This window comes from Dermacoccus sp. BD5, assembly GCF_044878485.1.
In the GTDB taxonomy this organism is placed as follows: Bacteria; Actinomycetota; Actinomycetes; order Actinomycetales; family Dermatophilaceae; genus Dermacoccus; species Dermacoccus nishinomiyaensis.
Genome location: NZ_JANJER010000001.1, coordinates 17,499 through 43,810 on the forward strand (window position 1 = coordinate 17,499; position 26,312 = coordinate 43,810).

Annotated in this window: 19 protein-coding genes, 1 pseudogene and 1 riboswitch; of the genes and pseudogenes, 10 read left to right on the forward strand and 10 right to left on the reverse strand. The window is 69.6% G+C overall.

All coding sequences use genetic code 11. From position 1 onward, the window contains the following. Positions 1 to 204 precede the first annotated feature (204 nt). From NQ706_RS00090 to NQ706_RS00110, 5 genes and pseudogenes are all read left to right on the forward strand, one after another. Positions 205 to 786: a DUF3000 domain-containing protein gene (locus tag NQ706_RS00090; RefSeq protein ID WP_038567896.1), complete on the forward strand. Its 582-nt coding sequence runs from the start codon at positions 205 to 207 to the stop codon at positions 784 to 786. A 3-nt stretch (positions 787 to 789) separates the two neighbouring features. Further along, positions 790 to 2,169, forward strand: a complete 1,380-nt coding sequence (locus NQ706_RS00095; RefSeq protein ID WP_038567894.1) for an HRDC domain-containing protein — start codon at positions 790 to 792, stop codon at positions 2,167 to 2,169. 162 nt (positions 2,170 to 2,331) lie between these two features. Further along, positions 2,332 to 3,549 carry a thiolase family protein gene (locus NQ706_RS00100; RefSeq protein ID WP_038567892.1) on the forward strand — a complete coding sequence of 406 codons (1,218 nt, stop codon included), beginning with the start codon at positions 2,332 to 2,334 and terminating at the stop codon, positions 3,547 to 3,549. Further along, positions 3,549 to 5,678, forward strand: a complete 2,130-nt coding sequence (locus NQ706_RS00105) for a 3-hydroxyacyl-CoA dehydrogenase NAD-binding domain-containing protein (RefSeq protein WP_038567890.1) — start codon at positions 3,549 to 3,551, stop codon at positions 5,676 to 5,678. The genes NQ706_RS00100 and NQ706_RS00105 overlap by 1 nt, the downstream gene beginning before the upstream one ends. Positions 5,679 to 5,984: 306 nt before the next feature. Next, positions 5,985 to 7,331 (forward strand): annotated as a pseudogene (locus NQ706_RS00110) (UDP-N-acetylglucosamine 1-carboxyvinyltransferase); the annotation flags it as partial. Positions 7,332 to 7,421: 90 nt separating this feature from the next. Here the strand turns inward: NQ706_RS00110 and hutI are convergent. The 5 genes from hutI to hutH form a co-directional block, all read right to left on the reverse strand. Next, complete coding sequence (gene hutI / locus NQ706_RS00115) at positions 7,422 to 8,597, reverse strand: imidazolonepropionase (protein WP_038567886.1); 1,176 nt, start codon at positions 8,595 to 8,597, stop codon at positions 7,422 to 7,424. Beyond that, entirely contained in the window at positions 8,594 to 10,009 is a 1,416-nt protein-coding gene (locus tag NQ706_RS00120) for a formimidoylglutamate deiminase (protein ID WP_038567884.1), read from the reverse strand. Before NQ706_RS00120 ends, hutI begins: the two co-directional genes overlap by 4 nt. Beyond that, complete coding sequence (locus NQ706_RS00125) at positions 10,006 to 11,247, reverse strand: allantoate amidohydrolase (protein WP_038567882.1); 1,242 nt, start codon at positions 11,245 to 11,247, stop codon at positions 10,006 to 10,008. The genes NQ706_RS00120 and NQ706_RS00125 overlap by 4 nt, the downstream gene beginning before the upstream one ends. Positions 11,248 to 11,347: 100 nt before the next feature. After that, the gene (gene hutU, locus NQ706_RS00130) at positions 11,348 to 13,003 is read right to left on the reverse strand and encodes a urocanate hydratase (RefSeq protein WP_038567881.1); all 1,656 of its coding nucleotides are present in this window, start codon (positions 13,001 to 13,003) and stop codon (positions 11,348 to 11,350) included. Positions 13,004 to 13,105: 102 nt separating this feature from the next. After that, on the reverse strand, positions 13,106 to 14,668 hold the full coding sequence (hutH, locus tag NQ706_RS00135) for a histidine ammonia-lyase (RefSeq protein WP_038570757.1): 1,563 nt from the start codon (positions 14,666 to 14,668) through the stop codon (positions 13,106 to 13,108). A gap of 153 nt (positions 14,669 to 14,821) precedes the next feature. Between hutH and NQ706_RS00140 the strand changes: the two genes are divergently transcribed. After that, the gene (locus NQ706_RS00140; RefSeq protein ID WP_038567879.1) at positions 14,822 to 15,604 is read left to right on the forward strand and encodes an IclR family transcriptional regulator; all 783 of its coding nucleotides are present in this window, start codon (positions 14,822 to 14,824) and stop codon (positions 15,602 to 15,604) included. A 76-nt stretch (positions 15,605 to 15,680) separates the two neighbouring features. Here the strand turns inward: NQ706_RS00140 and NQ706_RS00145 are convergent, their stop codons facing one another. Then, positions 15,681 to 17,609, reverse strand: a complete 1,929-nt coding sequence (locus tag NQ706_RS00145) for a BCCT family transporter (protein ID WP_081873635.1) — start codon at positions 17,607 to 17,609, stop codon at positions 15,681 to 15,683. A gap of 276 nt (positions 17,610 to 17,885) precedes the next feature. Here NQ706_RS00145 and NQ706_RS00150 point away from each other — a divergent pair, with 276 nt between their 5' ends. Together NQ706_RS00150 and NQ706_RS00155 are read left to right on the forward strand one after the other, a co-directional pair. Further along, positions 17,886 to 18,671 (forward strand): glycerophosphodiester phosphodiesterase, encoded by a 786-nt coding sequence (locus tag NQ706_RS00150; protein ID WP_038567877.1) that lies wholly within the window; start codon positions 17,886 to 17,888, stop codon positions 18,669 to 18,671. A gap of 231 nt (positions 18,672 to 18,902) precedes the next feature. After that, entirely contained in the window at positions 18,903 to 19,295 is a 393-nt protein-coding gene (locus tag NQ706_RS00155; RefSeq protein WP_038567875.1) for a VOC family protein, read from the forward strand. Between the two features lie 20 nt (positions 19,296 to 19,315). Here the strand turns inward: NQ706_RS00155 and NQ706_RS00160 are convergent, their stop codons facing one another. From NQ706_RS00160 to NQ706_RS00170, 3 genes are all read right to left on the reverse strand, one after another. Beyond that, complete coding sequence (locus NQ706_RS00160) at positions 19,316 to 20,335, reverse strand: phosphotransferase family protein (protein ID WP_167539834.1); 1,020 nt, start codon at positions 20,333 to 20,335, stop codon at positions 19,316 to 19,318. Between the two features lie 16 nt (positions 20,336 to 20,351). Next, positions 20,352 to 22,388, reverse strand: a complete 2,037-nt coding sequence (dxs, locus tag NQ706_RS00165; protein WP_038567872.1) for a 1-deoxy-D-xylulose-5-phosphate synthase — start codon at positions 22,386 to 22,388, stop codon at positions 20,352 to 20,354. 172 nt (positions 22,389 to 22,560) lie between these two features. Further along, positions 22,561 to 22,938: a hypothetical protein gene (locus tag NQ706_RS00170; RefSeq protein WP_235182024.1), complete on the reverse strand. Its 378-nt coding sequence runs from the start codon at positions 22,936 to 22,938 to the stop codon at positions 22,561 to 22,563. Positions 22,939 to 23,050: 112 nt separating this feature from the next. Further along, positions 23,051 to 23,156, forward strand: a riboswitch (TPP riboswitch). A gap of 155 nt (positions 23,157 to 23,311) precedes the next feature. Here NQ706_RS00170 and NQ706_RS00175 point away from each other — a divergent pair. Continuing rightward, complete coding sequence (locus NQ706_RS00175; protein ID WP_051805824.1) at positions 23,312 to 24,478, forward strand: MFS transporter; 1,167 nt, start codon at positions 23,312 to 23,314, stop codon at positions 24,476 to 24,478. A gap of 83 nt (positions 24,479 to 24,561) precedes the next feature. Continuing rightward, on the forward strand, positions 24,562 to 25,200 hold the full coding sequence (locus NQ706_RS00180; protein WP_038567868.1) for a hypothetical protein: 639 nt from the start codon (positions 24,562 to 24,564) through the stop codon (positions 25,198 to 25,200). Between the two features lie 222 nt (positions 25,201 to 25,422). On the opposite strand, the gene NQ706_RS00185 is transcribed toward NQ706_RS00180, so the two are convergent. After that, positions 25,423 to 26,076: a D-alanyl-D-alanine carboxypeptidase family protein gene (locus tag NQ706_RS00185; protein ID WP_167539833.1), complete on the reverse strand. Its 654-nt coding sequence runs from the start codon at positions 26,074 to 26,076 to the stop codon at positions 25,423 to 25,425. Positions 26,077 to 26,312 lie beyond the last annotated feature (236 nt).

The window sequence follows — 26,312 nt, forward strand, 5'->3', positions numbered from 1 at the left end:
CGCCACTCTAGGGCCATACGCCCGGCGAGACCCCAGCGCACCGCCCGGACCCATCTGCGATTTTCGTCCACATTCACTCCTGGTAGACGTGGACGCAAATCGCAGATGGGGACAGGAATCGTCGATGGGTCCGGGCGGGGCCCTTGACGACCCGCGCGGCGTGGCTCCCAGGTTTCGCGTGATAACGCCCCTAGGGTTACCGCCATGGGCATGCACACGTTGAGGCACGATGACGCGACGTATTTCGCCGACGTCGTCGAAACGGTCAAGGCCGCCGCCGTGCGCCCGCAGGTGCACCTCACCGAGGTGCCCGCGCCGCGTCGCATCGCCCCGCACGCCGTCGCGTTCTCGGCGGAGGTCATCGACCCCAAGAACGCTGACGACGTCCTCGGCACCGGCCGCTTCGTGCTGCTGCACGACCCCGCCTCCCCCGAGGCGTGGCACGGTACGTGGCGCATCGTGACGTTCGCGCGCGCCGAACTCGAATCCGAGATGGCGACCGACCCTGCGCTCGGCGCCGTCGGTTGGGACTGGCTCCTCGAATCGCTCAAGGACGCAGACGCGATCTACTCCGCGGAGGCCGGCACTGTCACCCGCGTCGTCAACGAGAGCTTCGGCGGTCTCGGCGAGCGCCCCTCCAGCGTCGAACTCGAGGTCCGTGCGTCATGGACGCCCGACGAGTCGAACATCGCCGCGCACCTGCTCGGCTGGTCGAACCTCATGTGCACCGTCGCCGGTCTGCCCCCCGTTCCGGAAGGTGTGACGGCGCTTCCCGGGCGCTTCTGATCCATGAACGACACCCCCACCTCACGACCCGCGGCGCACCGCGACGAGACCCCGTCAGCGCGACGAGCGAGCGGCGAGCCGGTGTCGGCCCGCTCGTCCTCGAGTGAATCCCCGGAACCGCAGGAAACGCCCGCGTACCCCCTCCTTGAAGCACCGGCGGACGGCGTCCCGGACGTCATCACGACCGCTGCACAGCTCAAGGAGTGCTGCGCTGCCATTCGTGCTGGCCACGGCCCGGTCGCCATCGACGCCGAGCGCGCCTCGGGTTTCCGCTACGGCAACGACGCCTATCTGGTGCAGTTGCGCCGCGAGGGCTCGGGTACGTGGCTCATCGACCCGGTCCCGCTCAACGATCTGAGCAGTCTCAACGCCGCGATCGGCAGTGCGGAGTGGGTGCTGCACGCCGCGACTCAGGATCTGCCGTGCCTCAAGGCCCTCGGTCTGCGCCCGCGCAAGCTGTTCGACACCGAACTCGGCTCACGTCTCGCGGGTCTGCCACGCGTCGGCCTCGCCGCCGTCACCGAGCACTTCGTCGGTGTGACGCTCGCGAAGGAGCACTCTGCGGTCGACTGGTCGACGCGCCCGCTGCCGCACGATTGGCTCGTCTATGCGGCGCTCGACGTCGAGCGGCTCGTCGAGGTGCGTGACGCGCTCGCCGCCGACCTCGAGGCGCAGGGCAAGGCCGAGTGGGCGCGTCAGGAGTTCGAGGCACTGCTCGACTTCGAGGGCCCGGCGCCGAAGAAGGAGCCGTGGCGACGCACGTCCGGCCTGCACGCCCTGCGTGACCTGCGTCAGCTCGCCCGCGTTCGCGCCCTGTGGCAGACGCGTGAGGACATCGCGCAACGTCGCGACACGACGCCAGGGCGCGTCCTGCCCGACGCCCTCATCATCGACCTCGCACGACGCAACCCGCACGACACCTCCGGTCTCGTCGGCCCGCCCGCCATCCGCCCGCGCGTCGGTGACGGTTCCGCGCGGCGCCGCCGCCCGCGTCCTGCGCACCGGGGTCTCGCGCGCTACGGCGAGCGTTGGCTCGCGGCGCTGAAGGCCGCCGACGCCCTGCCGAACCGCGAGCTGCCGACGGCGACGCAGCGAACCTCGGCTCCCCCGCCGATCCGTGCGTGGCATGACAAGAACCCGGCAGCGGCCGGGCGTCTCGACGACGTCCGGTACGGGCTGCAGCGCTTCAGCGACGAGCGTCGCGTACCCGTCGAGAATCTCGTGACGCCCGACCTGCTGCGCCGCGTCATCTGGTCACCGCCCGCCGACACGAGCGAGGACGGCTGGCGCGCGGCGCTGAGCGCCGGCGGAGCCCGCCCATGGCAGTGCGACATCGTCGCTCCGCTGCTCGCCGAGGCGGCTCTCGACCACCCGTCGCGCTGACGCGCCGCATCCCTGCGCCCAAGTGCACCCCGGTGCATCTGGACGCAGGAGAGGTCGTGCTCGTCCACCAACGGCTGCACGTATTTCACCCCTCCTCGTACTCAGCGGTAACAAACCGCGTTAGCCTGGGCACGTCAGCTTCGTCTAGCTTCGGGAGGCATCGTGCCCCGCACGCTCCATGAGGTCGTCTTCGTCGACGGTGTTCGCACGCCGTTCGGCAAGGCCGGTGAGAAGGGCATGTACGCCCAGACCCGCGCCGACGACCTGGTCATCAAGTGCATTCGTGAACTCATGCGCCGTCAGCCGAACCTGCCGCCGGAGCGCGTCGACGAGGTCGCCATCGCGGCCACGACGCAGATCGGCGACCAGGGTCTGACGATCGGGCGCATGGCTGCTCTGTTGTCGGGCCTGCCCAAGTCGGTGCCCGGTTACGCCATCGACCGCATGTGCGCGGGCGCGATGACGGCCGTGACGACGTCCGCGTCCGGCATCGCGTTCGGCGCGTACGACGTCGTCATCGCCGGTGGTGTCGAGCACATGGGCCGTCACCCCATGGGTGAGGGCACCGACCCGAACCCGCGCATCGTCGCCGAGAAGCTCGTCGACCCGAGCGCCCTGGTCATGGGCAAGACGGCCGAGAACCTGCACGACCGTTACCCGGCGATCACGAAGGAGCGCTGCGACGCGTTCGCCGTCGCCAGCCAGAACAAGCTCGCGAAGGCGTACGCGGAGGGCAAGATCCAGCAGGATCTCGTGCCCGTCGCGACGCGCAACGTCGAGAAGGGCTGGGGCCTGGCCACGGCCGACGAGCCGCCGCGCCCCGGCACGACCGTCGAGGAACTGGCCAAGCTGAAGACGCCGTTCCGTGCGCACGGCAACGTGACGGCCGGTAACGCTGCCGGTCTCAACGACGGTGCGACGGCGTGCATCCTCGCCTCCGAGGAGAGCGCGACGGAGCTCGGCCTGCCCGTCGGCATGCGCCTGGTCGACTTCGCGTTCGTCGGCGTCGACCCCGAGGTCATGGGCATCGGCCCCGTCCCGGCCACCGAGAAGGCCCTCGCCAAGGCGGGCCTGACGATCGACGACATCGACCTGTTCGAACTCAACGAGGCCTTCGCCGTGCAGGTGCTGGCCTTCCTCGACCACTTCGGCATCGACGCCGACGACGAGCGCGTCAACGCCTACGGCGGCGCCATCGCGACGGGTCACCCGCTCGCGAGCTCCGGCGTGCGTCTCATGACGCAGCTGTCGCGCCAGTTCGCCGAGCACCCCGAGGCGCGCTACGGCGTCACCGCGATGTGCATCGGCATCGGCATGGGTGGCTGTGTCATCTGGGAGAACCCCAACCACCCTGACTACGGCAAGGAGAAGACGGCCTGATGAGCGACAACCAGACTCAGTCGAGCGCCGAGAACGCGCGCGCCGAGGTCGTCACGCACGCCCTCAGCCAGGACATCACGCTGCCGTCGACCGACGGCAAGGGCGCCGGGACGTTCGTGCTCGTCACCCTCGACAACGGCTTCGACCACACGAAGCCGAACAGCTTTGGCCCACAGGGCCTCGCGGAGCTGGAGAAGGCCGTCGACGCCGCCGCCGAGCGCGCCGCGAAGGGCGAGATCGTCGGTTTCGGTGTGACGGGCAAGCCGTTCATCATGGCCGTCGGCGCCGACCTCATGGCGTTGCCGTCGATCACCGACCGTGAGCAGGCCGTCGACATCGCCGAGCAGGGTCACCGCGTCTTCTCGAAGATCGCCGACCTCGACGTGCCGACGTTCGCGTTCGTCAACGGCGCATCGATGGGTGGTGGCGTCGAGATCGGTCTCTACTGCGACTACCGCACGATGAGCGCCGACGTGCCCGCCTACTCGCTGCCCGAGTGCTTCCTCGGCCTCGTGCCCGGCTGGGGCGGCACGTACCTGCTGCCGAACCTCATCGGCGTGGAGAACGCGCTGCAGCTCATCATCACGAACCCGCTGAGCAACAACAAGATGGCGACGGGTGCCCAGGCGTTCAAGCTGGGTGTCGCCGACGAGCTGCTCGCCCCCGTCACGTTCCTCGAGGACTCCCTCGCCTTCGCGGCCGCCGTCATCAGCGGCGAGAAGAAGGTCGAGCGCCCGGAGGTCAACAAGGACGAGGCCGCGTGGAAGGCCGCGTGCGACAAGGCCCGCGCCTTCACGATGCAGAAGACCGGTGGCGCCGCCCCCGCTCCGCTGCGCGCCATCGACCTCGTCGAGGCCGCCCGCACGAACACGCGGGCGCAGGGCTTCGCCGGTGAGGACCAGGCGCTCGGCGACCTCATCATGAGCGACGAACTGCGCGCCGGTCTGTACGCGTTCAACCTCGTCCAGAAGCGTGCGAAGCGACCCGCTGGTGCGCCGGACAAGGCGCTCGCGCGCAAGGTGACGAAGGTCGGCGTCGTCGGCGCCGGTCTCATGGCCAGCCAGATGGCGCTGCTGTTCATCCGCCGCCTCGACGTGCCCGTCATCATGACGGACCTCGACCAGGCACGCGTCGACAAGGGTGTCGGCTACGTCCACGACGAGATCGACAAGCTGCTCGCCAAGGGCCGCATCTCGCAGGACAAGGCGAACCGTCTCAAGGGCCTCATCACGGGTTCGACGAGCAAGGACGGCTTCGCGGACGCCGACTTCGTCATCGAGGCCGTCTTCGAAGAGATGGGTGTCAAGAAGAGCGTCTGGGCCGAGGTCGAGCAGATCGTCACGCCCGAGTGCGTCCTCGCGACGAACACCTCCTCGCTGTCGATCACCGAGATGGCAGCGGACCTGAAGCACCCCGAGCGGGTCGTCGGGTTCCACTTCTTCAACCCCGTCGCCGTCATGCCGCTGCTGGAGATCATCCGCGGCGAGAAGACGGACGACGCGACGCTCGCCACGGCGTTCGCCACCGGCAAGTCGCTGAAGAAGACGTGCATCCTCGTGAAGAACTCCCCCTCGTTCGTCGTGAACCGCCTCCTCGGCCGGTTCATGGGCGAGGCGGGCAAGATCGTCGATGAGGGCACGCCCGTCGAGGTCGTCGAGAAGGCGTTCGCCGGTGTCACCCCGATGCCGCCGTTCATGCTCATCTCGCTCGTCGGCCCCGCCATCGCGCTGCACAACTCGGAGACGCTGCACGGCGCCTTCCCGGAGCGCTTCTACGTCTCGCCGAACCTCGCGAAGGTCGTCGAGGAGAAGATCCCGAGCTTCTACGGCGCCGACGGCAAGCTCGACGACTCGATCTTCGAGAAGTTCAGCAAGCCGGCGGACGCGAGGGTGCTCACCGAGGAGCAGGTGCGCGAGCAGGCCCTGTCGGCACTGGCCGACGAGACCCGTCGCATGCTCGACGAGGAGGTCGTCGCGGCCCCGATGGACATCGACCTCGCGATGATCACCGGCGCCGGCTTCCCGTTCTGGAACGGTGGCGTGACGCCGCTGCTCGACCGCACCGGCATCGCCGAGAAGGTCACCGGTCAGCGCTTCCTGCCGAAGGGCGCCGCGAGCGTCGCCCGCTGATCGCGGTCCTGACGGCGGCGTGAGCCGCCCACGCGGGGCGTACCTCTTGACGGGGTGCGCCCCGCGCCCGCGTCTCGACACGCCGACCGCGATGATTCGGGGCGCTCGCGGCGGTGGCATACCATCGTTGAATCGCTGCGCATCGGCGAACCGCGACCGGCCACAGGGCCCGGTCGGCCGGCTCGCACCGGTGCGCGTGGGAATGACGGGGTGAACCGCAGTGTTCTTCCCGCCGACGCGTGACGTGCCCCCGGGTCGCGTCGCCGCTCGTCACACCTCGGCGTGATGGGTTCATCTGCACCAACTGATTCGGAGATTGTCACTGTGTCCAGCAACGCGCCCCTGAACCTTCGGATCATCGGCGGCAAGCAGCTGTCCGGGTCTATCGACGTGCGCACGAGCAAGAACGCCGCCGTCGCCTGCCTGTGCGCCGCGATGCTGAACAAGGGGCGCACGACGCTGCGCAACCTCGCGCGCATCGAAGAGGTCAACCGCATCACCGAGGTGCTCGACTCCATCGGCGTGCAGACGCGCTGGCTGCCGGGCACGAGCGACCTCGAGATCACGCCGCCCGCCAAGATCGACCTGTCGACGATCGACGAGGTCGCGGCGCGCCGCACCCGCACGATCCTCATGTTCCTCGGCCCGCTCATGCACGAGTTCGACTCGTTCGAGCTGCCCAACGCCGGCGGGTGCGACCTCGGTGCGCGCACCGTCGAGCCGCACCTGCACGCGCTGCGCGCGTTCGGCATGGAGGTCGTCGCGAAGGACGGGTACTACAACGTCGAGGTCAACAACTCGATCCGCCCGACGAAGCCGATCGTCCTCATCGAGCGCGGCGACACCGTCACCGAGAACGCCCTGTTCGCCGCAGCCCGCTACGAGGGCACGACGATCATCCGCAACGCCTCGAGCAACTACATGGTCCAGGATCTGTGCTTCTTCCTCGAGAAGCTCGGCGTGACGATCGAGGGCATCGGCACGACGACGCTCAAGATCACCGGCGTCGCCGAGATCAACGAGGACGTCGAGTACTTCCCGAGCGAGGACCCGATCGAGGCGATGAGCCTCATCGCAGCCGCCATCGTCACGAAGTCCGAGATCACGATCAAGCGCGTGCCGATCGAGTTCATGGAGATCGAACTGGCCATCCTCGAGGAGATGGGCTTCCAGTACGAGATGAGCGACGAGTACACCTCGGACAACGGCTTCACGCGCCTCGTCGACATCACGACGAAGCCGGGCCCGCTCAAGGCGCCGACGGACAAGATCCACCCGCTGCCCTTCCCCGGCCTCAACATCGACAACCTGCCGTTCTTCGCCGTCATCGCTGCGTGCGCCGAGGGCAAGACGCTCATCCACGACTGGGTGTACGAGAACCGCGCGATCTACCTCAACGAGCTGACGAAGATCGGTGCGACGGTGCACCTCATGGACCCGCACCGGGTCATGATCGAAGGCCCCGCCAAGTGGCGCGCCGCCGAGGTCATGTGCCCGCCCGCGCTGCGCCCCGGCGTCGTCATCCTGCTCGGCATGCTCGCCTGCCCCGGCACCTCGACGCTGCGCAACATCTACGTCATCAACCGTGGCTACGAGGAGCTCGACGATCGTCTCAACGCCCTCGGCGCCGACATCACGAGCTTCCAGGACTGATGCTCGACGGCTGCCTGCGCGGCATGCCACGACGAAGCCCGCCCGGTCGCGTACCGGGCGGGCTTCGTCGTGCCTGGGGCCCGTCGTTCCTCAGACCTCCAGCGTCCGCGCGATCGGCACGCCCGGTCGGTAGCAGAGGTGACGGTGGCTGGGCGCGTCGAGAACGGCGAGGTCAGCGCGCGCACCGGGGCGGATGACGCCCACGTCGTCGCGCCGCAGCGCCTGCGCGCCGCCGGCCGTCGCAGCCCACACGGCTTCGGCGGCGCTCATGCCCATCTCGCGCACGGCGAGGGCGATCATGAACGGCATCGAGTCGGAGTAGCACGTGCCCGGGTTGCAGTCGGTCGCGATGGCGACGCTGACGCCCGCGTCGATGAGGCGCCGCGCATCCGGGTAGGGCGAACGGGTCGAGAACTCGACGCCCGGCAGAAGCGTCGCGACGGTCGACGAATCGGCCAGTGCCGTAACGTCACTCGCCGACAGATAGGTGCAGTGGTCGACGCTCGCCGCACCGAGCTCGACGGCGAGTTGGACGCCCGGTCCCTCCCCGAGCTGGCCGCCGTGCACACGCAGTTCGAGCCCCGCGTCTCGGCAGGCGCTCAGGATCGTCGCGCTCTCGTCGCCGTCGAAAGCGTGCGCACTGCCCGGCTCGCAGAACACGTCGGCCCAGCGAGCGTAAGGGCGGCACGCCTCGAGCATCTCGCCGCAGACGAGGTCGACGTAGGCGGCACGATCGCTGCCGCTCGGCACGACGTGGGCACCGAGATAGGTCGTCTCCGGGGTGAGCCGGCGGGCGATGCGCAGCGCTCGTGCCTCGTCCTCGACCGTCAGCCCGTAGCCCGACTTCACCTCGACGCACGTCGTGCCCTGCGCGCGCATCTCGGCGATGCGCCGCGCGACCAGCGCGGTGAGGCGGTCGTCGTCAGCGTCGCGGGTGGCGGCCACCGTGGTGGCGATCCCGCCCCCGTCGTAGCGCTCGCCCGCCATGCGGGCGGCGAACTCGGCCGAGCGGTCGCCGTCGAAGACGAGGTGTGCGTGGCTGTCGACGAAGCCGGGCATCAGTGCGGCGCCGTCGACGTCGACGCGGCGGTCGGCGTCCGGCGCTCGGCGCGCCTCGCCGACCCAGGCGATGCGGTCGTCTTCGACGACGATCGCCGCGTCGGTGAGGAGGCCGAGCAGGCGCTCGTCCTCGCTCGCGCCAGCGCGGGCGTGCTGCGGGTCGTTCGTCACGAGTTCGGCGATGCCGGTGACGAGCGTCGTCGTCATGTCTGCCTCCAGAAGGGGTCGATGGCGTCGTGCAGGAGCCGCCCGATGCCGCCGGGCGCGAGCGTCTCTTCGAGGCGGTGGCGCCCGCCGCGCACGACGACACGTCCGTCGACGATGACGTCCGTGACGTCCTGCGCAATCGCGGCGAGCAGGATCTGGTCAGGCGAACAGCCTGCGGTGCGCAGGGATTCGGCGTTGACGACGACGAGGTCGGCGCGCGCTCCGACGACGATCTCGCCAGCGTCGGGCCAGCCGATGCCCGCGTGCCGCGTCGCCGCGGCGAGCAGGCCGCGCGGGCTCAGGCGACCGCGCTCGTTACTCGTCAGCCGCTCGTGCATCTCGAGGCCGCGGGCTTCTTCGAACATGTCGACGACGGCGTGCTGGTCGCTGCCGAGGCTGAGCCGCGCGCCCGCGTCGTGCAGTGCAACGGCCGGCCCGATGCCGTCGGCAAGGTCGCGTTCGGTCGTCGGGCAGAAGCAGGCCGTCGCGCCCGCGCGGGCGAGCGTCGAGACGTCGTCGTCGCTCAGATGCGTCGCATGGACGGCGGAGAAGCGCTCGCTCAGTGCGCCGGCTTCGTGGAGCAGACCCACGGGCGTGCGCTGATAATGGGCCAGTGCGGCGGCGTTCTCCGCAGGCTGTTCGGAGACATGGGCGTGGAGGATCTCCCCCGGCGTCGCGGCGACGACGTCCGCCAGTTCGTCCCGAGCGACAGCGCGCACCGAGTGGATGGCCGCGCCGACCACGGTGTTCTCGTCACTGAGTGCGTCCTCGCGCAACTGCGCGTGACGCCGCGCCCAGGCGTCGACGGAGCCGTCGCTGAAGCGCTGCTGCTCAGCGCTCACCGCGGCGTGGCCATCGGTGTCGAGGCCTCCGTGGAGGTAACACGTGTCGAGCAGCGTGAGCCGGATGCCGGCCTCGCGGGCCGCTTGACGCAGCGCAGAACCCATGGCGTTCGGGTCGTCGTAGGGCGTGCCGTCGGGGCGGTGGTGGACGTAGTGAAACTCCCCCACCGCCGTGACGCCGGCCAGCGCCATCTCGGCGTACACGGCGCGCGCCAGTGCGAGGTATGTCGACGGATCGAGCTGCGCCGCAACGCGGTACATACGTTCACGCCACGTCCAGAACGTGCCACCGTCGTCATGCGTGCGCCCGCGCAATGCGCGGTGGAACGCATGGCTGTGGCAGTTCGCGAAACCGGGCAGTGCGACCCCGTCGAGCCTGATCACGTCGTCCGAGGATGCGTCGTCAGAGGAAACGCCACTCGGCGCCCCACCCGTCGATCCACCCGACAGCCCATCTCTCGGTGACGCATTCGCCGTCACCTCGACCCATCGCCCGTCCTCCTCGACGAGTCGGACGTCGCGCGCGAGGCCGTCGGGCAGGTGCGCGAACGGCACGTGGTAGATGGTCATGACGCGAGATCCTCGAGCACGCGGACGAGTGCGTCGACGCCGCGCAGGCAGTCATCGGTCTGCGCGAACTCCTCGGGCGAGTGCGACGTGCCCGTCGGGTTGCGCACGAACAACATGACGCTGGGGATGCCGTGGTTGGCGAGGATGCCGGCGTCGTGGCCGGCACCGGTGCCGAGCATCGGCACACCCTCACCGAGCGTGCGGTGCACGCGCGCGACGAGGTCGGCGTCGAACGGGGTCGTCGGCGTCCATGACTCCTCCCGCCATTCGCCACCGAGTTCCGCTGCGCGACCTGCGATCTCGTCGATCGCTGCGCGCACGTCGTCCTCGCAGACGCCGCGTGCGTCGACCCACGCCGTCACGTGGGAGGCGATGGCGTTGATGCCGCCGGGCGTGACGTCGAGCTTTCCGACGGTCGCGACGACGCGGCGCGCGGCACCGTCGTCACGCGAGGTGGCCGCCGCCCGCACCAGCTCGATGAACCGGGCGGCCTTGACCAGCGCGTCGTCGCGGTCGCCGAGCGCCGTCGTCCCGGCGTGGTCGGCGCGCCCGGGCAGGTCGGCGCGAAACCGTCCGTGCGGCCAGATGTCGGTGCCGACCGCGACGGCGGCGCCGAACGGATCGCCCGCCGCGTCACGGGGCAGGTCGACGAGGGCCCGCCCCTGTTCGACGTGCACCTCGACGAAGCACGCGAGGCGCGTGAGGGCCGCGTCGTCCCGCCCGAGATCCGACGGCTCACGCCCAGCGCGCTCCCACGCCTGTGCCATCGTGACACCGTCGGTGTCGCGCAGGCCGAGGGCGCGCTCGGCCGTCAGCGCTCCGGTGATGAGGCGCGAGCCCGCGCAGGCGACGCCGAAGCGCGCGCCCTCCTCGTCGACGAAGTTGACGACACCGATCGGGCGCGCGGGCGCGAACCCCGACTCCTTGAGTCGGCGCACCGCGAGCAACGACGAGACGACGCCCAGGGGTCCGTCGAACGCCCCGCCGTCGGGCACCGAGTCAAGGTGCGATCCGGTGGCGATGCCAGGCGTCCGATCCGGCTCGCCCCACCACGCCCACTGGTTGCCTGCGCGATCCTCGACGACGTCGAGACCGAGCGCTTCACACTCGCCGTCGAACCATTCGCGGAGCGTGGAATCCTCACGGCTCCAGGCGAATCGGCGGTATCCGCCACTGTGCTTGTCGCGCCCCACCGGGGCGAGGTCGGCCCACAGGCCCTCGAACGTGCGCTCGGTCATCGAAACCCTCCGGGTCCTCGTCGTCATCGGACATGTCCGGCTCGGAAGCGGGGAGGGGCATGCCGAGCACGCCACGCCCCCGCGTCCGACGTCGTGCCGCTCAGCCCTCGCTCATCGGGATGCGTACACCGCGCTCGGCGGCGATGTTCTCGGCGATGTCGTAGCCGGCGTCGACGTGGCGGATGACACCCATGCCGGGGTCGTTCGTCAGCACGCGCGCGAGCTTCTGCGCGGCCAGCGGCGTGCCGTCCGCGACGGAGACCTGGCCCGCGTGCATGGAGCGTCCGATGCCGACGCCGCCGCCGTGGTGGAGCGAGACCCAGCTCGCGCCGCTCGCGGTGTTGACGAGGGCGTTGAGCAGCGGCCAGTCGGCGATGGCGTCGGAACCGTCCTGCATCGCCTCCGTCTCGCGGTACGGCGAGGCGACAGAACCGCAGTCGAGGTGGTCGCGCCCGATGACGATGGGGGCGCTCACCTCGCCGTTCGCGACCATGTCGTTGAAGCGCAGACCGGCCTTGTCGCGTTCGCCGTAGCCGAGCCAGCAGATGCGTGCGGGCAGACCCTCGAAGTGCACCTTCTCGCGGGCTCCCTTGATCCAACGGTGCAGGCGCTCGTTGTCGGGGAACAGGTCGAGCACCGCCTCGTCCGTCGCGTAGATGTCCTTCGGGTCGCCCGACAGCGCCACCCAGCGGAACGGGCCCTTGCCCTCGCAGAACAGCGGACGGATGTACTTCGGCACGAAGCCCTCGAACTCGAATGCGCGGTCGTAGCCGCCCTGGCGGGCCTCGTCGCGGATCGAGTTGCCGTAGTCGAACACCTCGACGCCCTTGTCCTGGAACCCGACCATCGCCTCGACGTGACGCGCCATCGACTCCTGCGCTCGCTCGGTGAACTCCTCGGGCTTCTTCGCGGCGTATTCGAACCAGTCGGCGACGTCGATGCCGATCGGTAGGTAGCTCAGCGGGTCGTGCGCGCTCGTCTGGTCGGTGACGATGTCGATCGGCACGTCGCGGCGCAGCAGCTCCGGGAAGACCTCGGCGGCGTTGCCGACGACGCCGATCGACACGGCTTTCTTCGCGTTCTTCGCAGCGACGGCGCGGTCGATGGCGTCGTCCAGATCGTCGGCGATCTCGTCGAGATAGCCGTGCTCGACGCGGCGGTGCAGACGCGCCGGGTCGACGTCGACGATGAGGCACGTGCCACCGTTCAGCGTGACGGCGAGGGGCTGGGCGCCGCCCATGCCGCCGCAGCCGCCGGTGAGCGTCAGCGTGCCCGCGAGGGTGCCGCCGAACGTGCGCTCGGCGATCGCCGCGAAGCACTCGTACGTGCCCTGCAGGATGCCCTGGGTGCCGATGTAGATCCACGACCCGGCCGTCATCTGGCCGTACATCGTGAGACCCATCTGCTCGAGGCGGCGGAACTCGGGCCACGTCGCCCAGTCGCCGACGAGGTTCGAGTTCGCGATGAGCACGCGCGGCGCCCACTCGTGCGTCTGCATGACGCCGACGGGCCGGCCCGATTGCACGAGCATCGTCTCGTCGGCCTTCAAAGTCTCGAGTGTGCGCACCATCGCGTCGAAGCTGCGCCAGTCACGTGCGGCGCGGCCGGTGCCGCCGTAGACGACGAGGTCGTCGGGGCGCTCGGCGACCTCCGGGTCGAGGTTGTTCATGAGCATGCGCAAGGGGGCCTCGGTGGCCCAGCTGCGAGCGTTCAACTGGGTGCCGCGGGGTGCGCGGACGGGACGGGCGCCTTCCATGGGGTGCTCCTCGGTCAGGTTCGGCGGAACTGCGGGTGGGTCGATGCGGAGGGTGGAGGGACGATCGACCGCGGGTGTGCGTGAGCAACCGTCCAGGACGCGTCAGTCGAGCGAGCCCGCGGCGCGGGCGGCGGCGTCACGGACGGCGCCACTCTTGACGAGCGCGACGGCGCGTTCGATCTCCGGCGAGAGGTAGCGATCCCGCCCCGGCATGCCGGCGGTCTGGCCGGCCTCGTCCGTCAGCGCGGCGATGACGGCGGCCGCGACCGGCCCGGGCGTCAGCGGTGCGCGCAGCTGGATGCCGCGCGTCGCCGTCAGCGTCTCGATGGCGAGGACGCGGGCGAGACCGTCGACGGCCCGACGCAGCTTGCGGGCGCCGGCCCAGCCCATCGAGACGTGATCCTCCTGCATCGCGCTGCTCGGGATCGAGTCGACGCTCGCGGGGCTCGCGAGCCGCTTGAGTTCGCTGACGATGCCCGCGGCCGTGTACTGCGCGATCATGAGGCCCGAGTCGGTGCCCGGGTCGTCGGCGAGGAACGGCGGCAGGCCGTGGTTGCGGGCGACGTCGAGGAAGCGGTCGGTGCGGCGCTCGCTCATCGACGCTACGTCGGCGATGACGATGGCGAGGAAGTCGAGGACGTACGCGACGGGTGCTCCGTGGAAGTTGCCGTTCGACTCGACGCGGCCGTCGAGCGTCACGACGGGGTTGTCGACGGCGGCCGCGAGCTCGCGGGTCGCCACGGTCGTCGCGTGCTCGAGGGTGTCGCGGGCCGCGCCGATGACCTGCGGCGAGCAGCGCAGCGAGTAGGCGTCCTGCACGCGGGTGCAGGCGCCCGGTTCACGGTGGGATTCGCGGATGCCGCTGCCCGCGAGCACCTTGCGCAAGTTCGCCGCCGAGAGCGCCTGGCCGGGGTGCGGGCGCAGCTGCTGCAGGTCGTCGGCGAAGACGGCGTCCGAGCCGAGCAGGCCCTCGACGCTGAGGCCGGCGGCGACGTCGGCGCTCGTCAAGAGCATGCGTAGATCGGCGATTGCGAGGCACAGCATGCCGAGCATGCCGTCGGTGCCGTTGATGAGCGCCAGGCCCTCCTTCTCCTGCAGCTGGACGGGCTCGATGCCGGCGGCGCGCAGCGCGTTCTCGGCGTTCGTCAAGTGGCCGGCGGCGTCGACCACCTCGTCCTCGCCCATGAGCGCGAGCGCGCAGTGCGCGAGCGGCGCGAGATCGCCGGAGCAACCGAGCGAGCCGTACTCGCGCACGACCGGGGTGATGCCGGCGTTGAGCATCGCGACGTACGCGTCGAGCGTCTCGGGACGGATGCCGGCGCGCCCGGTCGCGAGCGTCGAGATGCGCAGGAGCATGAGCGCGCGCACGACCTCGCGCTCGACCGGTTCACCGCTGCCCGCGGCGTGCGAGGCGACGAGGCTGCGCTGCAGCTGCTGACGCTTCTCGAGCGGGATGTGCTGCGTCGCGAGCGCACCGAAACCGGTCGAGATGCCGTAGCGCGGCACCGGGTCGTTGGCGAGGGCGTCGATGATCGCGCGGCTCTTCGCGACCTCCGCGCGACTCGCCTCGCTGAGCACGATGCGCGCGTCATGGCGGGCGACGGCAACGACGTCGTCGATGTTGAGGGCGCCGATGCCGACCTCGACCTCGCAGGCAGCGCTCATGTCAGGGGGCGTGACGTCGGCGCCGGGCGTCGCGGCGGGGTCGTGATGGTGCTGAGGCGTCGAGGCGTTCGTCATGACACCACCTTCGCCCGTGACCACACTCGTGAGTGACCCAGGACGCGCTTTTTGTCTCGGGTACGAGACACTGGGCGCATGTCGTCGTCCGTCCCCGCCGCCGAGCACGTCCTCGCGCTGTTGCAGCGCATCGCCGCGCGCCCCTCGCCCGCACCGGCGGCGGCTCTCGCCCGCGAGCTCGACCTGCCCCGCTCATCCGTCTACAAGCTGCTCGGTGTGCTGCGCGCCGCAGGGTTCGTCACGCATGACGAGGGGACACGACGCTGGGGGTTGGGGCCGGCCGCGCACGAACTCGGCTCGGCCTACCGGCGTCAGGCGCCGCTGCAGCGCGCCGCGCAGAGCATCGTCACCGACCTCGCGGAGCGGACGGGGGCCTGCGCGCACCTGGCCGTCCTGCACGGGCGCGACGTCGTGTACGTGCTCGAGGAGCGACCGCTCGGGGTGCCGCCACTCGTCACCGACGTCGGCGTGCGGCTGCCCGCGACCGTGACGGCGAGTGGCCTTGCGATTCTCGCGGCCCTGCCCGCTGCGCAGGTGCGTGCGCTGTTTCCGCGCAGCGACGACCTCGTCCGACGCCGTGAGAGCGGCAATGCGCCGGGGACGCTCAAGGAGCTGCGCTCACAACTCACGCAGGTGCGCCAACGCGGCCATGCCTGGGAGAACGGCTCGGTGACGGAGGGCTTCGCGTCCGTGGGGTGCGCGGTACTCGACCACAACGAGCTGCCGGCCGCGAGCCTCGCGGTGACGTGGGACGAGGGGCGTCTCGCGCGCCACGGTGAGGATCCGGCCGAGCGACACGATCGGTTCGTCGCGGCGTGTCGAGCGAGCGCGCAGGCCCTCACTCGCCGATTGAACGGGTGAATGATTGCGGGGCTGAACGGCGCGAGGCCCCCGTGGAGGTGAACTCCAGGGGGGCCTCGGCCGAACGGCGCGCTGCTCAGGAGCGCCCGTCATCCTTGGCGTGCTTGCCGCCGCGCCACGGGCCCGTCGTGCGACGGATGCGGTAGTCGATGCGGTTGTCGACGCGGTGGTCGACCTGGCGGCCGAAGTGCTCGTCGAAGTTCGACTGCAACTCTTGACGCACGTACTCGACGCGACCGAGGAACTCCTTCTCCTCACGACGGCGGTAGTCGTAGCGCACCGCCTTGAACGTCGCGACGCACATGAGCACGAGCACGACGCTGAACGGCAATGCCGTCGCGAGAGACGCCGCCTGCAGCGCCTTGAGCCCGCCGGCGAGGAGCAGGCCGATGGCGATGGCACCTTCCATGAGGGCCCACAGCACACGCGACCACGTCGGCGGGTTGGGGTGACCCCCGGAGGCGAGCATGTCGACGACGAGTGAACCCGAGTCGGAGGAGGTGATGAAGAAGACGGCGACGAGCAGGATCGCGATGACGGACAGCACCTGCCCGAGCGGCATGTCCTGCAGCACCGTGAACAGCACCTTCTCCGCGACGACACCGTCGGTCTTGTCGACGAGACCGCCGTCGCCGAAGAGCTGACGGTGGATGCCGGCGCCGCCCATGACGGCGAACCAGACGAACCCGACGAGCGTGGGCACGAGAAGCGTGCCGGCGATGAACTCGCGGATCGTCCGCCCGCGGGAGATGCGGGCGATGAAGACGCCGACGAACGGCGCCCAGCTGATCCACCACCCCCAGTAGAAGATCGTCCACGCAGAGTTCCAGTCAGCGCCCTTCTCCCCCGTGTAGGCACCGACGTCGAAGGTCATGCCGAGCACGTTGGCGAGGTAGGCACCGAGCGCCTCGGTGAGGTTCTGGAACAGGAACAGCGTCGGGCCGAGCAGCAGCACCGAGATGAGCAGCAGACCGGCGAGGCTGAGGTTGATGTTCGACAGCCACTTGATCCCCTTGCCGAGGCCGGAGACACACGACAGCGTCGACAGGAACGTGATGCACACGATGAGGATGACGAGGGTCGTGTTGTCCGTGCTGTCGAGGATGCCGATGGACTTCAGACCGGAGGCGATCTGCTGCACGCCGAGACCCAGCGATGTCGCGACACCGAACACGGTGCCGAAGATGGCCAGGATGTCGACGAGGTCGCCCATCCAACCCTTGACGCGCTCGCCCAGGATCGGCTCGAGAGCCCACCGGATCGAGATGGGGCGGCCGCGACGGTGGATCGCGTACGCGAGGGCCAGCCCGATGACGGCGTAGATCGCCCACGGGTGCAGACCCCAGTGGACGAAGGTCTGCGCCATCGCGAGCTGTGAACGCTCGGCCTCGCCTTCGGGCCAGCCGGGCTTCGGCATCGTCGTCGCGTAGGTGAGTGGCTCACCGACGCCGTAGAAGACCAGGCCGATGCCCATGCCCGCGGCGAACAGCATGGCGAACCAGGAGAAGACCCCGAACTCGGGCTTCTCGTCGTCGTTGCCGAGCTTGATCGAGCCGTAGCGGCTGAGACCCATGAAGGCGGCGAAGGCGATGAACCCGCCGATGACGAGCATGTAGTACCAGCCGAAGTTCGTGACGATCCATGACTGCATGTTCGTCAGCACCTCACCGGTGCCGTCGGGGAAGGCGACGCCGAGCACGGCCACCGCGAGGATGACGATGAGTGCCGGCCAGAAGACGCGTGGCGCGACTCCGCCCTTGCCGAGGCGCACGCCCTGGCGTCGCAACTTCTCTGCGATGACCTCGTCGTCGTCGTCCTCGGCGATCTGCGCGGCGTCAAACAGATCGGAGGGCAGAGGGTCCGACGACTCGCTCTCGTGGCGCGCCGCTTCCTCGGGCGTCTGCGCGGCTGTGGTTTTCGTCTCCGGCGCAGCGCCGTCGTCGGTGATCGCCGTTGCCGGGGTGGCGCCCGGCGGGCCGTCGGCCTTCGGTTCTTCGTCTTGCATGCGATGTCCTCCCTGGTGTCCATCGTGTGGTCGGAAGTCACGACTCTTCCGGATCGCAGACCACATCTCAAGTTGTTACTGGCCCGTACTCGGTTGGATCTCCTCGCGATCGAGTTCGGTCCGCAGGGGTCTGCCGCGACCGTGCGTGCTGGACGATGCCGCCTACCGACCGAACACCGCTGATGGCCGCGATGCCGAATGAGCACCCCGGACGCCCGGCTGTGGCACGATGCGGGAACCCGTTTCGTCTCCCGTCTCACGTGAGGACCGCTGCTCATGACCAAGGCAACCTCACATCTCGCGTCGCGGCCCGTCGCCCTGGCCCACCGCGGTTTCTCCGGTGGCACCTCGCATGCCCTGGAGAACTCGATGGCGGCGTTCCGCGCTGCCGCCGAGCTCGGCTACCGGTGGGTCGAGACCGACGTGCACGCGACCGTCGAAGGGGTGCTCGTCGCCTTCCACGACACGACCCTCGACCGCACGAGCGACGGGGCCGGCACGATCGCGCACCTGCCGTGGGAGGTGGTCGCACGGGCGCGCATCGCCGGGCACGAGCCGATCCCGCGACTCGAGGAATTGCTGACGCAACTGCCGCAGGTATGCGTCAACATCGACGTGAAATCGGCCGGGGCGGTCACACCGCTCATCGAGTGCATCGAACGGTGCGGCGCGCACGATCGCGTCCGCATCGCCTCCTTCTCCGACGCGCGGCGCCGAGCCGTCCTCGCCGGCCTGACGCGACCGGTCCGTTCATCGCCAGGGCAGTCGCGCACCATCGCGCTGTGGCTCGCGGCGCACCTGCCGGTGCTCGGTTCGCCCCTCGTCGCGCGCCTTGCGCACGGCATCGACGCCGTGCAGATCCCCGAACGTCAGGGCCGCCTGCGCGTGCTGACGCCAAGACTCCTGCGCGCCCTGCACGGCGCCGGGCTCGACGTCCACGTGTGGACGGTCAACGAACGCGCCGACATGGAGCGTCTGCTCGACCTCGGCGTCGACGGCCTCATCACCGACCGCGCCGACGTGCTCAAGGACGTCCTCGTCGAACGGGGTGAATGGGGCTGAGCAGAGCGGCTCGACGGGCGATCGCTTGGTTTCGTCAGCCTGCAGCGCGGACCTCGTCTTTGATGGCGTGACCGTGCAGAGGCCAGGTGCGGTGTGCTGGACGCACGTGGTTGGGGGTGCGCCGAAGTGGCGAGGCGCGATCGCTGAGCCGCGACCGTCGAGAATCGTTGACACGGCGGGTATCCGGCGAAAGTATCTTTACGTCAAGATACTTTCACCGGAAGGCGCCTCATGCTCACGTTGCATCATGTCCAGGTCTCGATGCCCGAGGGTCGCGAGGACGACGCCCGAGGTTTCTACCGCGATGCCCTCGGCCTCGACGAGGTCGCCAAACCCGGCGCGCTCGCACAGCGCGGCGGCGCGTGGTTCCGCGCGTTCGCTGACGACGGCGCCGTCGCGGCCGAGATCCACGTCGGGATCGACGAACCGTTCGTCCCCGCCAAGAGGGCCCACCCCGCCCTCGTCGTCGAATCGACAGCTGCCCTGGAGGCCCTTGCCGCGCGCATCGAGGGCGCCGGTTTCGACGTTAACTGGGCCGAGCGCCACACCCTCGACGGCTACGAACGCTTCCACTGCCGCGACGCGTTCGGCAACCGCGTCGAGGTGCTGACGCCCAAGCTCTGACGGCTCGCGAGCGCGATGCGTCAGTCGTGCGACGGCTCGGGCGCATGCCCGAGGGAACGGTTGATCTCGGCGATCAACCGGCGTCCGTGCACACCCCACGCGTGCCGCTCGTCGGCACTCGCGCGCGTCAGGGCGCGCTGCCACGTGAAGACGCGCCCGACCCGGGCAATGAGCAGGGCGTCGTCGACGGCGGCGCTCAGCGCAGTGCTCGAGACGACGTCGCTCCACACGCTGAGGTAGGCGCGCAGGATGCGCTCACGGGCTGCGCGGGCGGCGTCGTCGTCGAGGCCCTCGCCGATGCGCTCGAGCGGGACGAGCAGCGAGCACAGCGGGTTGCCGACGCTCGCGTCGCCCCAGTCGAAGATGCGCGCGTCGTGAGCGCCCGCCGAGGTGCCGTCGGCAAAGACGTTGCCGGCGTGCAGGTCGTCGTGCTGAATGGTCAGCGGCAACCCGACGGCGTCGAGCCGCTGCGCGGCGCGGCGCACCTCACGTGTCGTGTCGGGTTTGAGCCCAAGGCGTTGCCACCGGCGAGCCGATTCGCGCGGCGACATGTCGGGCACGCCCGCGTCGCGCAGTTGATCGACGACCCGCGTCGACGAGCGTTGCAGTCGCGCGTAGCGTCGCACCACGGACGACATGAGGCTGACGGCGTCGTCGTCACGCTGGACGTCACGCAGCACCGGGCCCTGATCGGGCATGAGCAGCCAGCCGCGCTCGGGGTCGTCGGCCCACACGACCGGAACCGCGTCGGGCGTGACGGAACGCAACGCGCGCAGGATGGCGGCCTCGGGGCTCATCTCCGGGCTCGTCGCCTTGAACCACACGCGCCCTTGATCGGTCGTCTCGGCGACGAGCACCGTCGACCAGGGACGCACCCGCGGCTGCAACGGCGTCGTCGGCACACGTTCGAGACCGCGCCGCGCGAGGGCCGTGTCCATCCAGCGCACAGCCTCCCAGCGCCACGTCTCACTGCTCCAGATCGCGCTCGCGGGCGCGACCTGATCAGAGCCGGGGAGAACAGGAAGATCGGGTGACTTCACCACGTCGTTCGACCGCTCAGTGGATGTCGGCGTGAGCGGCGACCGGCATGGCGTCCCCGAGATCACCCGTCGCACCGGCATCACGTCCCGCGGCCTGCGTGCCTGCGTCACCGTCGCGGGTGCCTGCACCGCCGCCAGGCGCGTGTGCACCACCGTCGTACGCATCGGCGCGCGTGAGTGCTGCGTCGTCGCGCCCGAGAGCGTCGACGATGTCGGCGACCGTCAGCCCCACGGTCGCGAGCACCTCGCCGCGCGAGGCGTGGACGAGGAACTCCTTGGGAATGCCGAACGTGTCGAGCGGCGTGCGCACACCGGCTTCACGCAGGCGTCGCGCGACGGCGCTGCCGACGCCCGCCTCGACGAGGTTGTCCTCGATGACGACGACCCGGCCCGCGGCGCGGGCGAGGTCGACGAGTTCGTCGGCCACCGGGTAGGTCCAGCGCGGGTCGATGACCTGGACGCGACGGCCCTGATCGGTGAGCAGATCGGCGACGCCGAGTGCCGTCGAGACCATCGACCCGACACCGACGACCAGCACGTCCACGCCGTCTCCGCCGTCGGGTTCACGCATGACGTCGAGGCGACCGAGACGTCTCTCGGCGACGAGCGGGTCGGCGACGTCGCCCTTGGGGAAGCGGATGACGCTCGGCGCGTCGTCGATGTCGACGGCCTCGCGCAGCAGTTCGCGCACCTGTGCGCCGTCGCGCGGGGCGGCGAGGTGCAGGCCGGGCACGATCGAGCAGATCGACATGTCCCACATGCCGTTGTGCGAGGCGCCGTCGGAGCCGGTGACGCCGGCACGGTCGAGCACGAACGTCACGCCCTGACGGTGCAGTGCGGTGTCCATGAGCAGCTGGTCGAACGCGCGGTTGAGGAACGTCGCATAGACGGCGACGACGGGGTGCAGGCCGCCGTACGACAACCCAGACGCCATCGTGACGGCGTGCTGCTCGGCGATGCCGACGTCGAACACGCGCTCGGGGTACTTCTTCGCGAACCCGTCGAGCCCGACGGGGATGAGCATGGCAGCCGTGATGGCGACGATGTCGTCGCGCTCGGCGCCGAGGGCGACCATCTCATCGCTGAACTCGTCGGTCCAGATGCGGCCACTCACCTCGAACGGCAGGCCCGTCTCGGGGTTGAACTTGCCGATGCCGTGCCACTGGTCGGCCTCGTCGGAGAACGCGGGCTCGTAGCCGCGGCCCTTCTGCGTGATGACGTGCACGAGGGTCGGCCGGCCGTAGTCGCGAGCGCGGCGCAGCGCGGCCTCGACCGCCGCCTCGTCATGTCCGTCGATCGGGCCGAGGTACTTGATGCCGAGGCTCTCGAAGACGCCCGTGTCGGGGTAGACGATGTCCTTGAGACCACGCTTCACGCCGTGCAGCGCCTCGTACATCTTCGTCCCGACCTTCGGCGTCGCCTGCAGGCGGTTCTTGCCCCAGTCGAGCACCTGGTCGTAGGTGTGCATCGTGCGCATCGTCGCGAGGTGGTGCGCCATCCCGCCGATCGTCGGGGCATAGGAGCGCTCGTTGTCGTTGAGGACGATGACGAGCGGCAGGTCGGCGTCGGCGGAGATGTTGTTGAGCGCCTCCCACGCCATGCCGCCGGTCAGGGCGCCGTCACCGATGACGGCGACGGTGTGACGGTCGCTCTCACCCTTGAGGCGGCGCGCCTTGGCGATGCCCTCGGCCCAGCTCAGCGACGTCGAGGCGTGCGAGTTCTCGACGACGTCGTGCTCGGACTCCTCGCGGCTCGGGTAACCCGACAATCCGCCGGATTTCTTGAGCTTGCTGAAGTCGTGACGCCCCGTCAGCAGCTTGTGGACGTAACTCTGGTGGCCGGTGTCGAAGACGAACGTGTCCTTCGGCGAGTCGAAGACGCGGTGCATCGCGATGCTCAACTCGACGACACCCAGGTTGGGGCCCAGGTGCCCGCCCGTCTTGGAGACGGATTCTACGAGGAACTGACGGATCTCGGCGGCGAGCGCGTCGAGCTCCTCGGCGGGGATTCGCTTGAGATCGTCCGGACCCGAGATGGTTTCCAGCAGCGTCACGTCTCACTCAGCCTTTCGAAAGTGCAGTCTCCTGAGTCTAGGTCGTCGACCGCGCAGCCGCCATGCGGGCGGGGGCACCCTCCCGTCGCGCCCCCGTCGGAGCCGGTAGCGCCGTCGGAGATCAAAGGCCGGGACTCTGCCCGCCCACGCACCCGCCCCGAACGCCGGCGCATCACAGCCGAGGGACGAACGTCTTGCCGCGCATCGCCTCGTGCACGAGACGGACGGCGCGCGCCGTGGCACGCAACCGCAGCCCCTCCGCGGACAGGTGCTCCATCACCTGCGGCACCGCGCGCGGTGGCAGCTCGTCAGCGAGGTCGACGCGGATGCGGCGATATGACTCGCGCATCGCGCCGAGTTGAGCGTCGACATGCCACGTCGCTACCCAAGCGAGCGCCACCGGGTGACGGCGCCATGCGTCGTAGGCCCGAAAATCCGAGGGGCACTGATCGAGCAGCCACTGCGTCGCCGCCTCCTGCCACCCCGGTACACCCGGCGGCGGCACACCTCTCGGCCAGCCCGGAGGGCCGGTGTTCACCTCGTCCGACATGACCCCAGCGTACCCCATTGTTCGAACACGTGTTCTATTCTATGACCGCCCCACGAGACCCGCAGACCGGCGCGAGACACGCCCCCGAAGCCGGGTGCTCTGTGGCATGCTGAGCCCGTCACACGGGAGCCCGAGGCGCGGGCTGAGAGGGCATCGCCATGCCGACCGTCCAACCTGATGCGGTTCATGCCGCCGTAGGGAGTGTTCGATCCTGGCTACCCTGACGCCTGCCCCTTCCCCTGCCCACGACGATGCGCCGCGCCTGACGCCGGCCGCCGCCACCCCAGAACGGCGCGAGGCCCGCCGCAGCGCCCTCGTCGGAAATTTCGTCGACCAGTTCGACATCTTCCTGCCCGTCATTGCGCTGGGTGGGGTGCTGTCGACGCGTTCGACGATTCCCGACGGCCCCGTCTTCGCCGCGACACTCCTGGGCCGCCCCCTCGGGGCGTTCGCCCTCGGCACCCTGGCCGATCGTCGCGGACGAGCCCGCGTGTCACGCGGCGCACTGCTCGGCCTGAGCGTGTGCACCGGCCTCATGGTGACGCTCCCCCTGCACACCTCGACGTGGGCCGTGGCCGCTCTCCTGGCGTTGCGCTTCGCCGCCGGATTCTTCCTCGGCGGGCAGTACTCCGCGGCCATCCCCCGCGCCCTCGCGCTCACAGAGCCGCAACGACGCGGCCACCTGAGCGGCCTCGTCATGGCGATGTCACCCCTCGCGAACGCCACCATCGCTGCCGCCACGATGATGCTGACGGCCTCACTCGGCGGCGCGTACACCACGTGGGGGTGGCGCCTGCTGTTCGTCGTCGGCGCACTCCTGCCGTTGATCCTGGCCCTCACCGCGAGGTCAGCGCACGCCGGGCCGGCAGGTCACAGCCACTCTCCCCACGAATCCGACAATCGCGATCCCGCCGCGCACGACGCGACCGACGACGAGGAAGAGCGCGTGACGGGCCGTGTCGTGGCCGCATTGTTCACCCTCATGACGGGGCTGTGGTTGTTCACGATGATGGGGGTCTCGGTGCTGACGAGTTCGCTGCGCCCGCACTTCTCCCCCCATGACGTCGGGCTCGTCATGCTCGTCGCGACGGCCGTCAGTGCGCCGACGATGGCCGCGGCGGGTGCCGTCTCGACGCGTGTGGGCCGTTCACGCTTCTTCATGGCGTTCGGAGCACTGGCCTGCATCGCCGCCCCCGCCGCCTATCTCGTGGCAATGCATGCCGCGTCATCGGGCAGCATCGTCGCCACGACGATCGCCGTCGCGACCGTCCAGATCGTCACCGTCTCCGCCTACGGCCCGGTCGGCGCCTACCTCGCCGAACACTTCCCCGAGTCGCGACGTTCGCGCGGTTACGGCAGCGTCTATTCGGCGTCGATCGTGCTGCCCGGCCTGTACCCGTTCTGGCTGCCCACCGTGACGCAGTGGCTCGGCCGTTCGGCCGTCGTCCCGCTCGTGCTTTGCGTCGCGGGCCTCCTCGTCACTCATGCCCCCGCGTGGATACGCGGAAGTAACGTTGGTGGTTACGAGAAAGTAAGTTGAGTGGGTGAAATCAGCTCGAACCGGTGGCGACGCCGTGATGATCTTGTTAACGTCGTGACTCGGTTCACATCGACTATCGAAGGATGAGCATGTTCACCACACGCCGTACCGCCAAGATCGCCCTCGTCGCCACCGCCGTGGCCGGCACCGTCACGATGGCTGCGCCCGGCGCGCAGGCCGCGACGAGCGACACGACGAAGGACACCATCTGGAACCTCGGCTACGACACGTCGGCGACGACGACGATCAAGAAGTCCGGGCAGTCCTCGACGACGACCGGCTTCACCTTCTCCACCCTCCACGTCGAGAAGGGTGACCTGAGCTCCGACATCATGCTCAAGGACTTCAAGATGCCGGTGAAGCTCGGCAAGCTGCAGATCGCCATCGCGACGATCTCGCAGGAACCCGTCGGCAAGGCCGTCGGAACGATCGACCCGAACACGCACAAGATCGTGCAGACCCAGAAGGTCAACCTCCACATCAAGGATGTCTCGGCCACGGGTAAGGGCCTCATCAACCTCGTCGGCAAGAACTGCCGCACGAGCAGCCCCATCACGCTGACCGTGACGGGCAAGCAGGGTGGCTTGTTCGACCCGATCAACCTCTCGGGCACGTTCACCATCCCGAACTTCGCCAACTGCGGCCTGTCCACGAGCCTCGTCAACAGCCAGGTGGCCGGCCCCGGCAACACGATCAACATGACGCTGACGCCGCACGGCTGATCGCGACCGGCCTCACACGCATCATCTCGGCCGCCGGTACCCCACGGGTGCTGGCGGCCGACGCGTGTCGACTGACGGCAACCGCCACCCGCCCCGATAGCCGCTCGAGCATCACGCACCTGCACGACGAATGTGCGGCACATGCTTCGCGCAGACGCGTAATCGTCGAGCAGCTGATGGCCGGCGCGGTTCACCCAGCGGTTGCAACCTCCGTCACCGTCGTCACCCGACGAAGTTGTAGTGCCACCACTCGGGGTTGGACCCGCGCCGATCCATGTAGTCGGGGCGGTCGAATCCGCAGCGCTTGGAGTTGGCCGTCAGCCACACGTCGTGAGAACGCCCGAAGTACAGAGGCGAGTTGATCGCGTTCGTGCGGGCGATGCCGAAGTCGATCGTGTTGCCCAACCCGTGGTTCGAGGTGCCGGGGACGGCCGCGCGGGGGTAGCCGAGAGTGCGGTAGAGCAGCTGCTGACGGCTCAGGGTGCGGTAGGCCTCGGTGATCGTCAGCGCCACACCGAAACGAGCCTTGAAAGCCGCGGCCAGTCCGAGATATCCGACGGCCGCCGCGCGCGAGAGATACCGCGGCTCGTGCGGCAGGTTGCTGACGTTGACGCTCCAGCTCGGCAGTCGCGTGACGGCCGACATCGGCAGACGGCCGTTCACCGCGCGCGCCGTCGTCGCGACGAGGACTGCGGACGTCACCCACCGCCCCTTGAACGCACCCTCGGCGATGCGGAACCACAGGCCGCTCGCGTCGTAAGAGCCTGTCAGCGTCGTGGTGCTCGCCAGCGTCCCGACGATCCGGGCGCGCGGTTCCAGCGTGGGCTGATCGCGCACGTTGACGCGGTAGGAAAGCGTCGCGGTCGTCCGTCGCACGAGGACCGACGTTGCCCCCGCACGGGCCACCTGCCTCGACGCAGGAACCGCTGCGAAAGCCTGCGGCGTCCCGTCGATCACGAGGGCCGTCGTCGCCGCAGCGAGGCCGGCGTGTCGAAGTGCGCCACGTCGCGTCAGTGTCTGCATCGCAGAATTCCCCCGTCACTCGTCGGCGCGCTGCCCGCCCCGCCATCTGCCTCTTGAGTGTGACACACATCACCGCGGCGCGGGAGATC

Coding starts and splice junctions, on each gene's coding strand:
- NQ706_RS00090 (WP_038567896.1), top strand. CDS start 205: ATGGGCATGCACACGTTGAGGCACGATGACGCGACGTATTTCGCCGAC.
- NQ706_RS00095 (WP_038567894.1), top strand. CDS start 790: ATGAACGACACCCCCACCTCACGACCCGCGGCGCACCGCGACGAGACC.
- NQ706_RS00105 (WP_038567890.1), top strand. CDS start 3,549: ATGAGCGACAACCAGACTCAGTCGAGCGCCGAGAACGCGCGCGCCGAG.
- hutI (WP_038567886.1), bottom strand. CDS start 8,597: ATGACGACGACGCTCGTCACCGGCATCGCCGAACTCGTGACGAACGAC.
- NQ706_RS00120 (WP_038567884.1), bottom strand. CDS start 10,009: ATGACCATCTACCACGTGCCGTTCGCGCACCTGCCCGACGGCCTCGCG.
- NQ706_RS00125 (WP_038567882.1), bottom strand. CDS start 11,247: ATGACCGAGCGCACGTTCGAGGGCCTGTGGGCCGACCTCGCCCCGGTG.
- hutU (WP_038567881.1), bottom strand. CDS start 13,003: ATGGAAGGCGCCCGTCCCGTCCGCGCACCCCGCGGCACCCAGTTGAAC.
- hutH (WP_038570757.1), bottom strand. CDS start 14,668: ATGAGCGCTGCCTGCGAGGTCGAGGTCGGCATCGGCGCCCTCAACATC.
- NQ706_RS00140 (WP_038567879.1), top strand. CDS start 14,822: ATGTCGTCGTCCGTCCCCGCCGCCGAGCACGTCCTCGCGCTGTTGCAG.
- NQ706_RS00145 (WP_081873635.1), bottom strand. CDS start 17,609: ATGCAAGACGAAGAACCGAAGGCCGACGGCCCGCCGGGCGCCACCCCG.
- NQ706_RS00150 (WP_038567877.1), top strand. CDS start 17,886: ATGACCAAGGCAACCTCACATCTCGCGTCGCGGCCCGTCGCCCTGGCC.
- NQ706_RS00155 (WP_038567875.1), top strand. CDS start 18,903: ATGCTCACGTTGCATCATGTCCAGGTCTCGATGCCCGAGGGTCGCGAG.
- NQ706_RS00170 (WP_235182024.1), bottom strand. CDS start 22,938: ATGTCGGACGAGGTGAACACCGGCCCTCCGGGCTGGCCGAGAGGTGTG.
- NQ706_RS00180 (WP_038567868.1), top strand. CDS start 24,562: ATGAGCATGTTCACCACACGCCGTACCGCCAAGATCGCCCTCGTCGCC.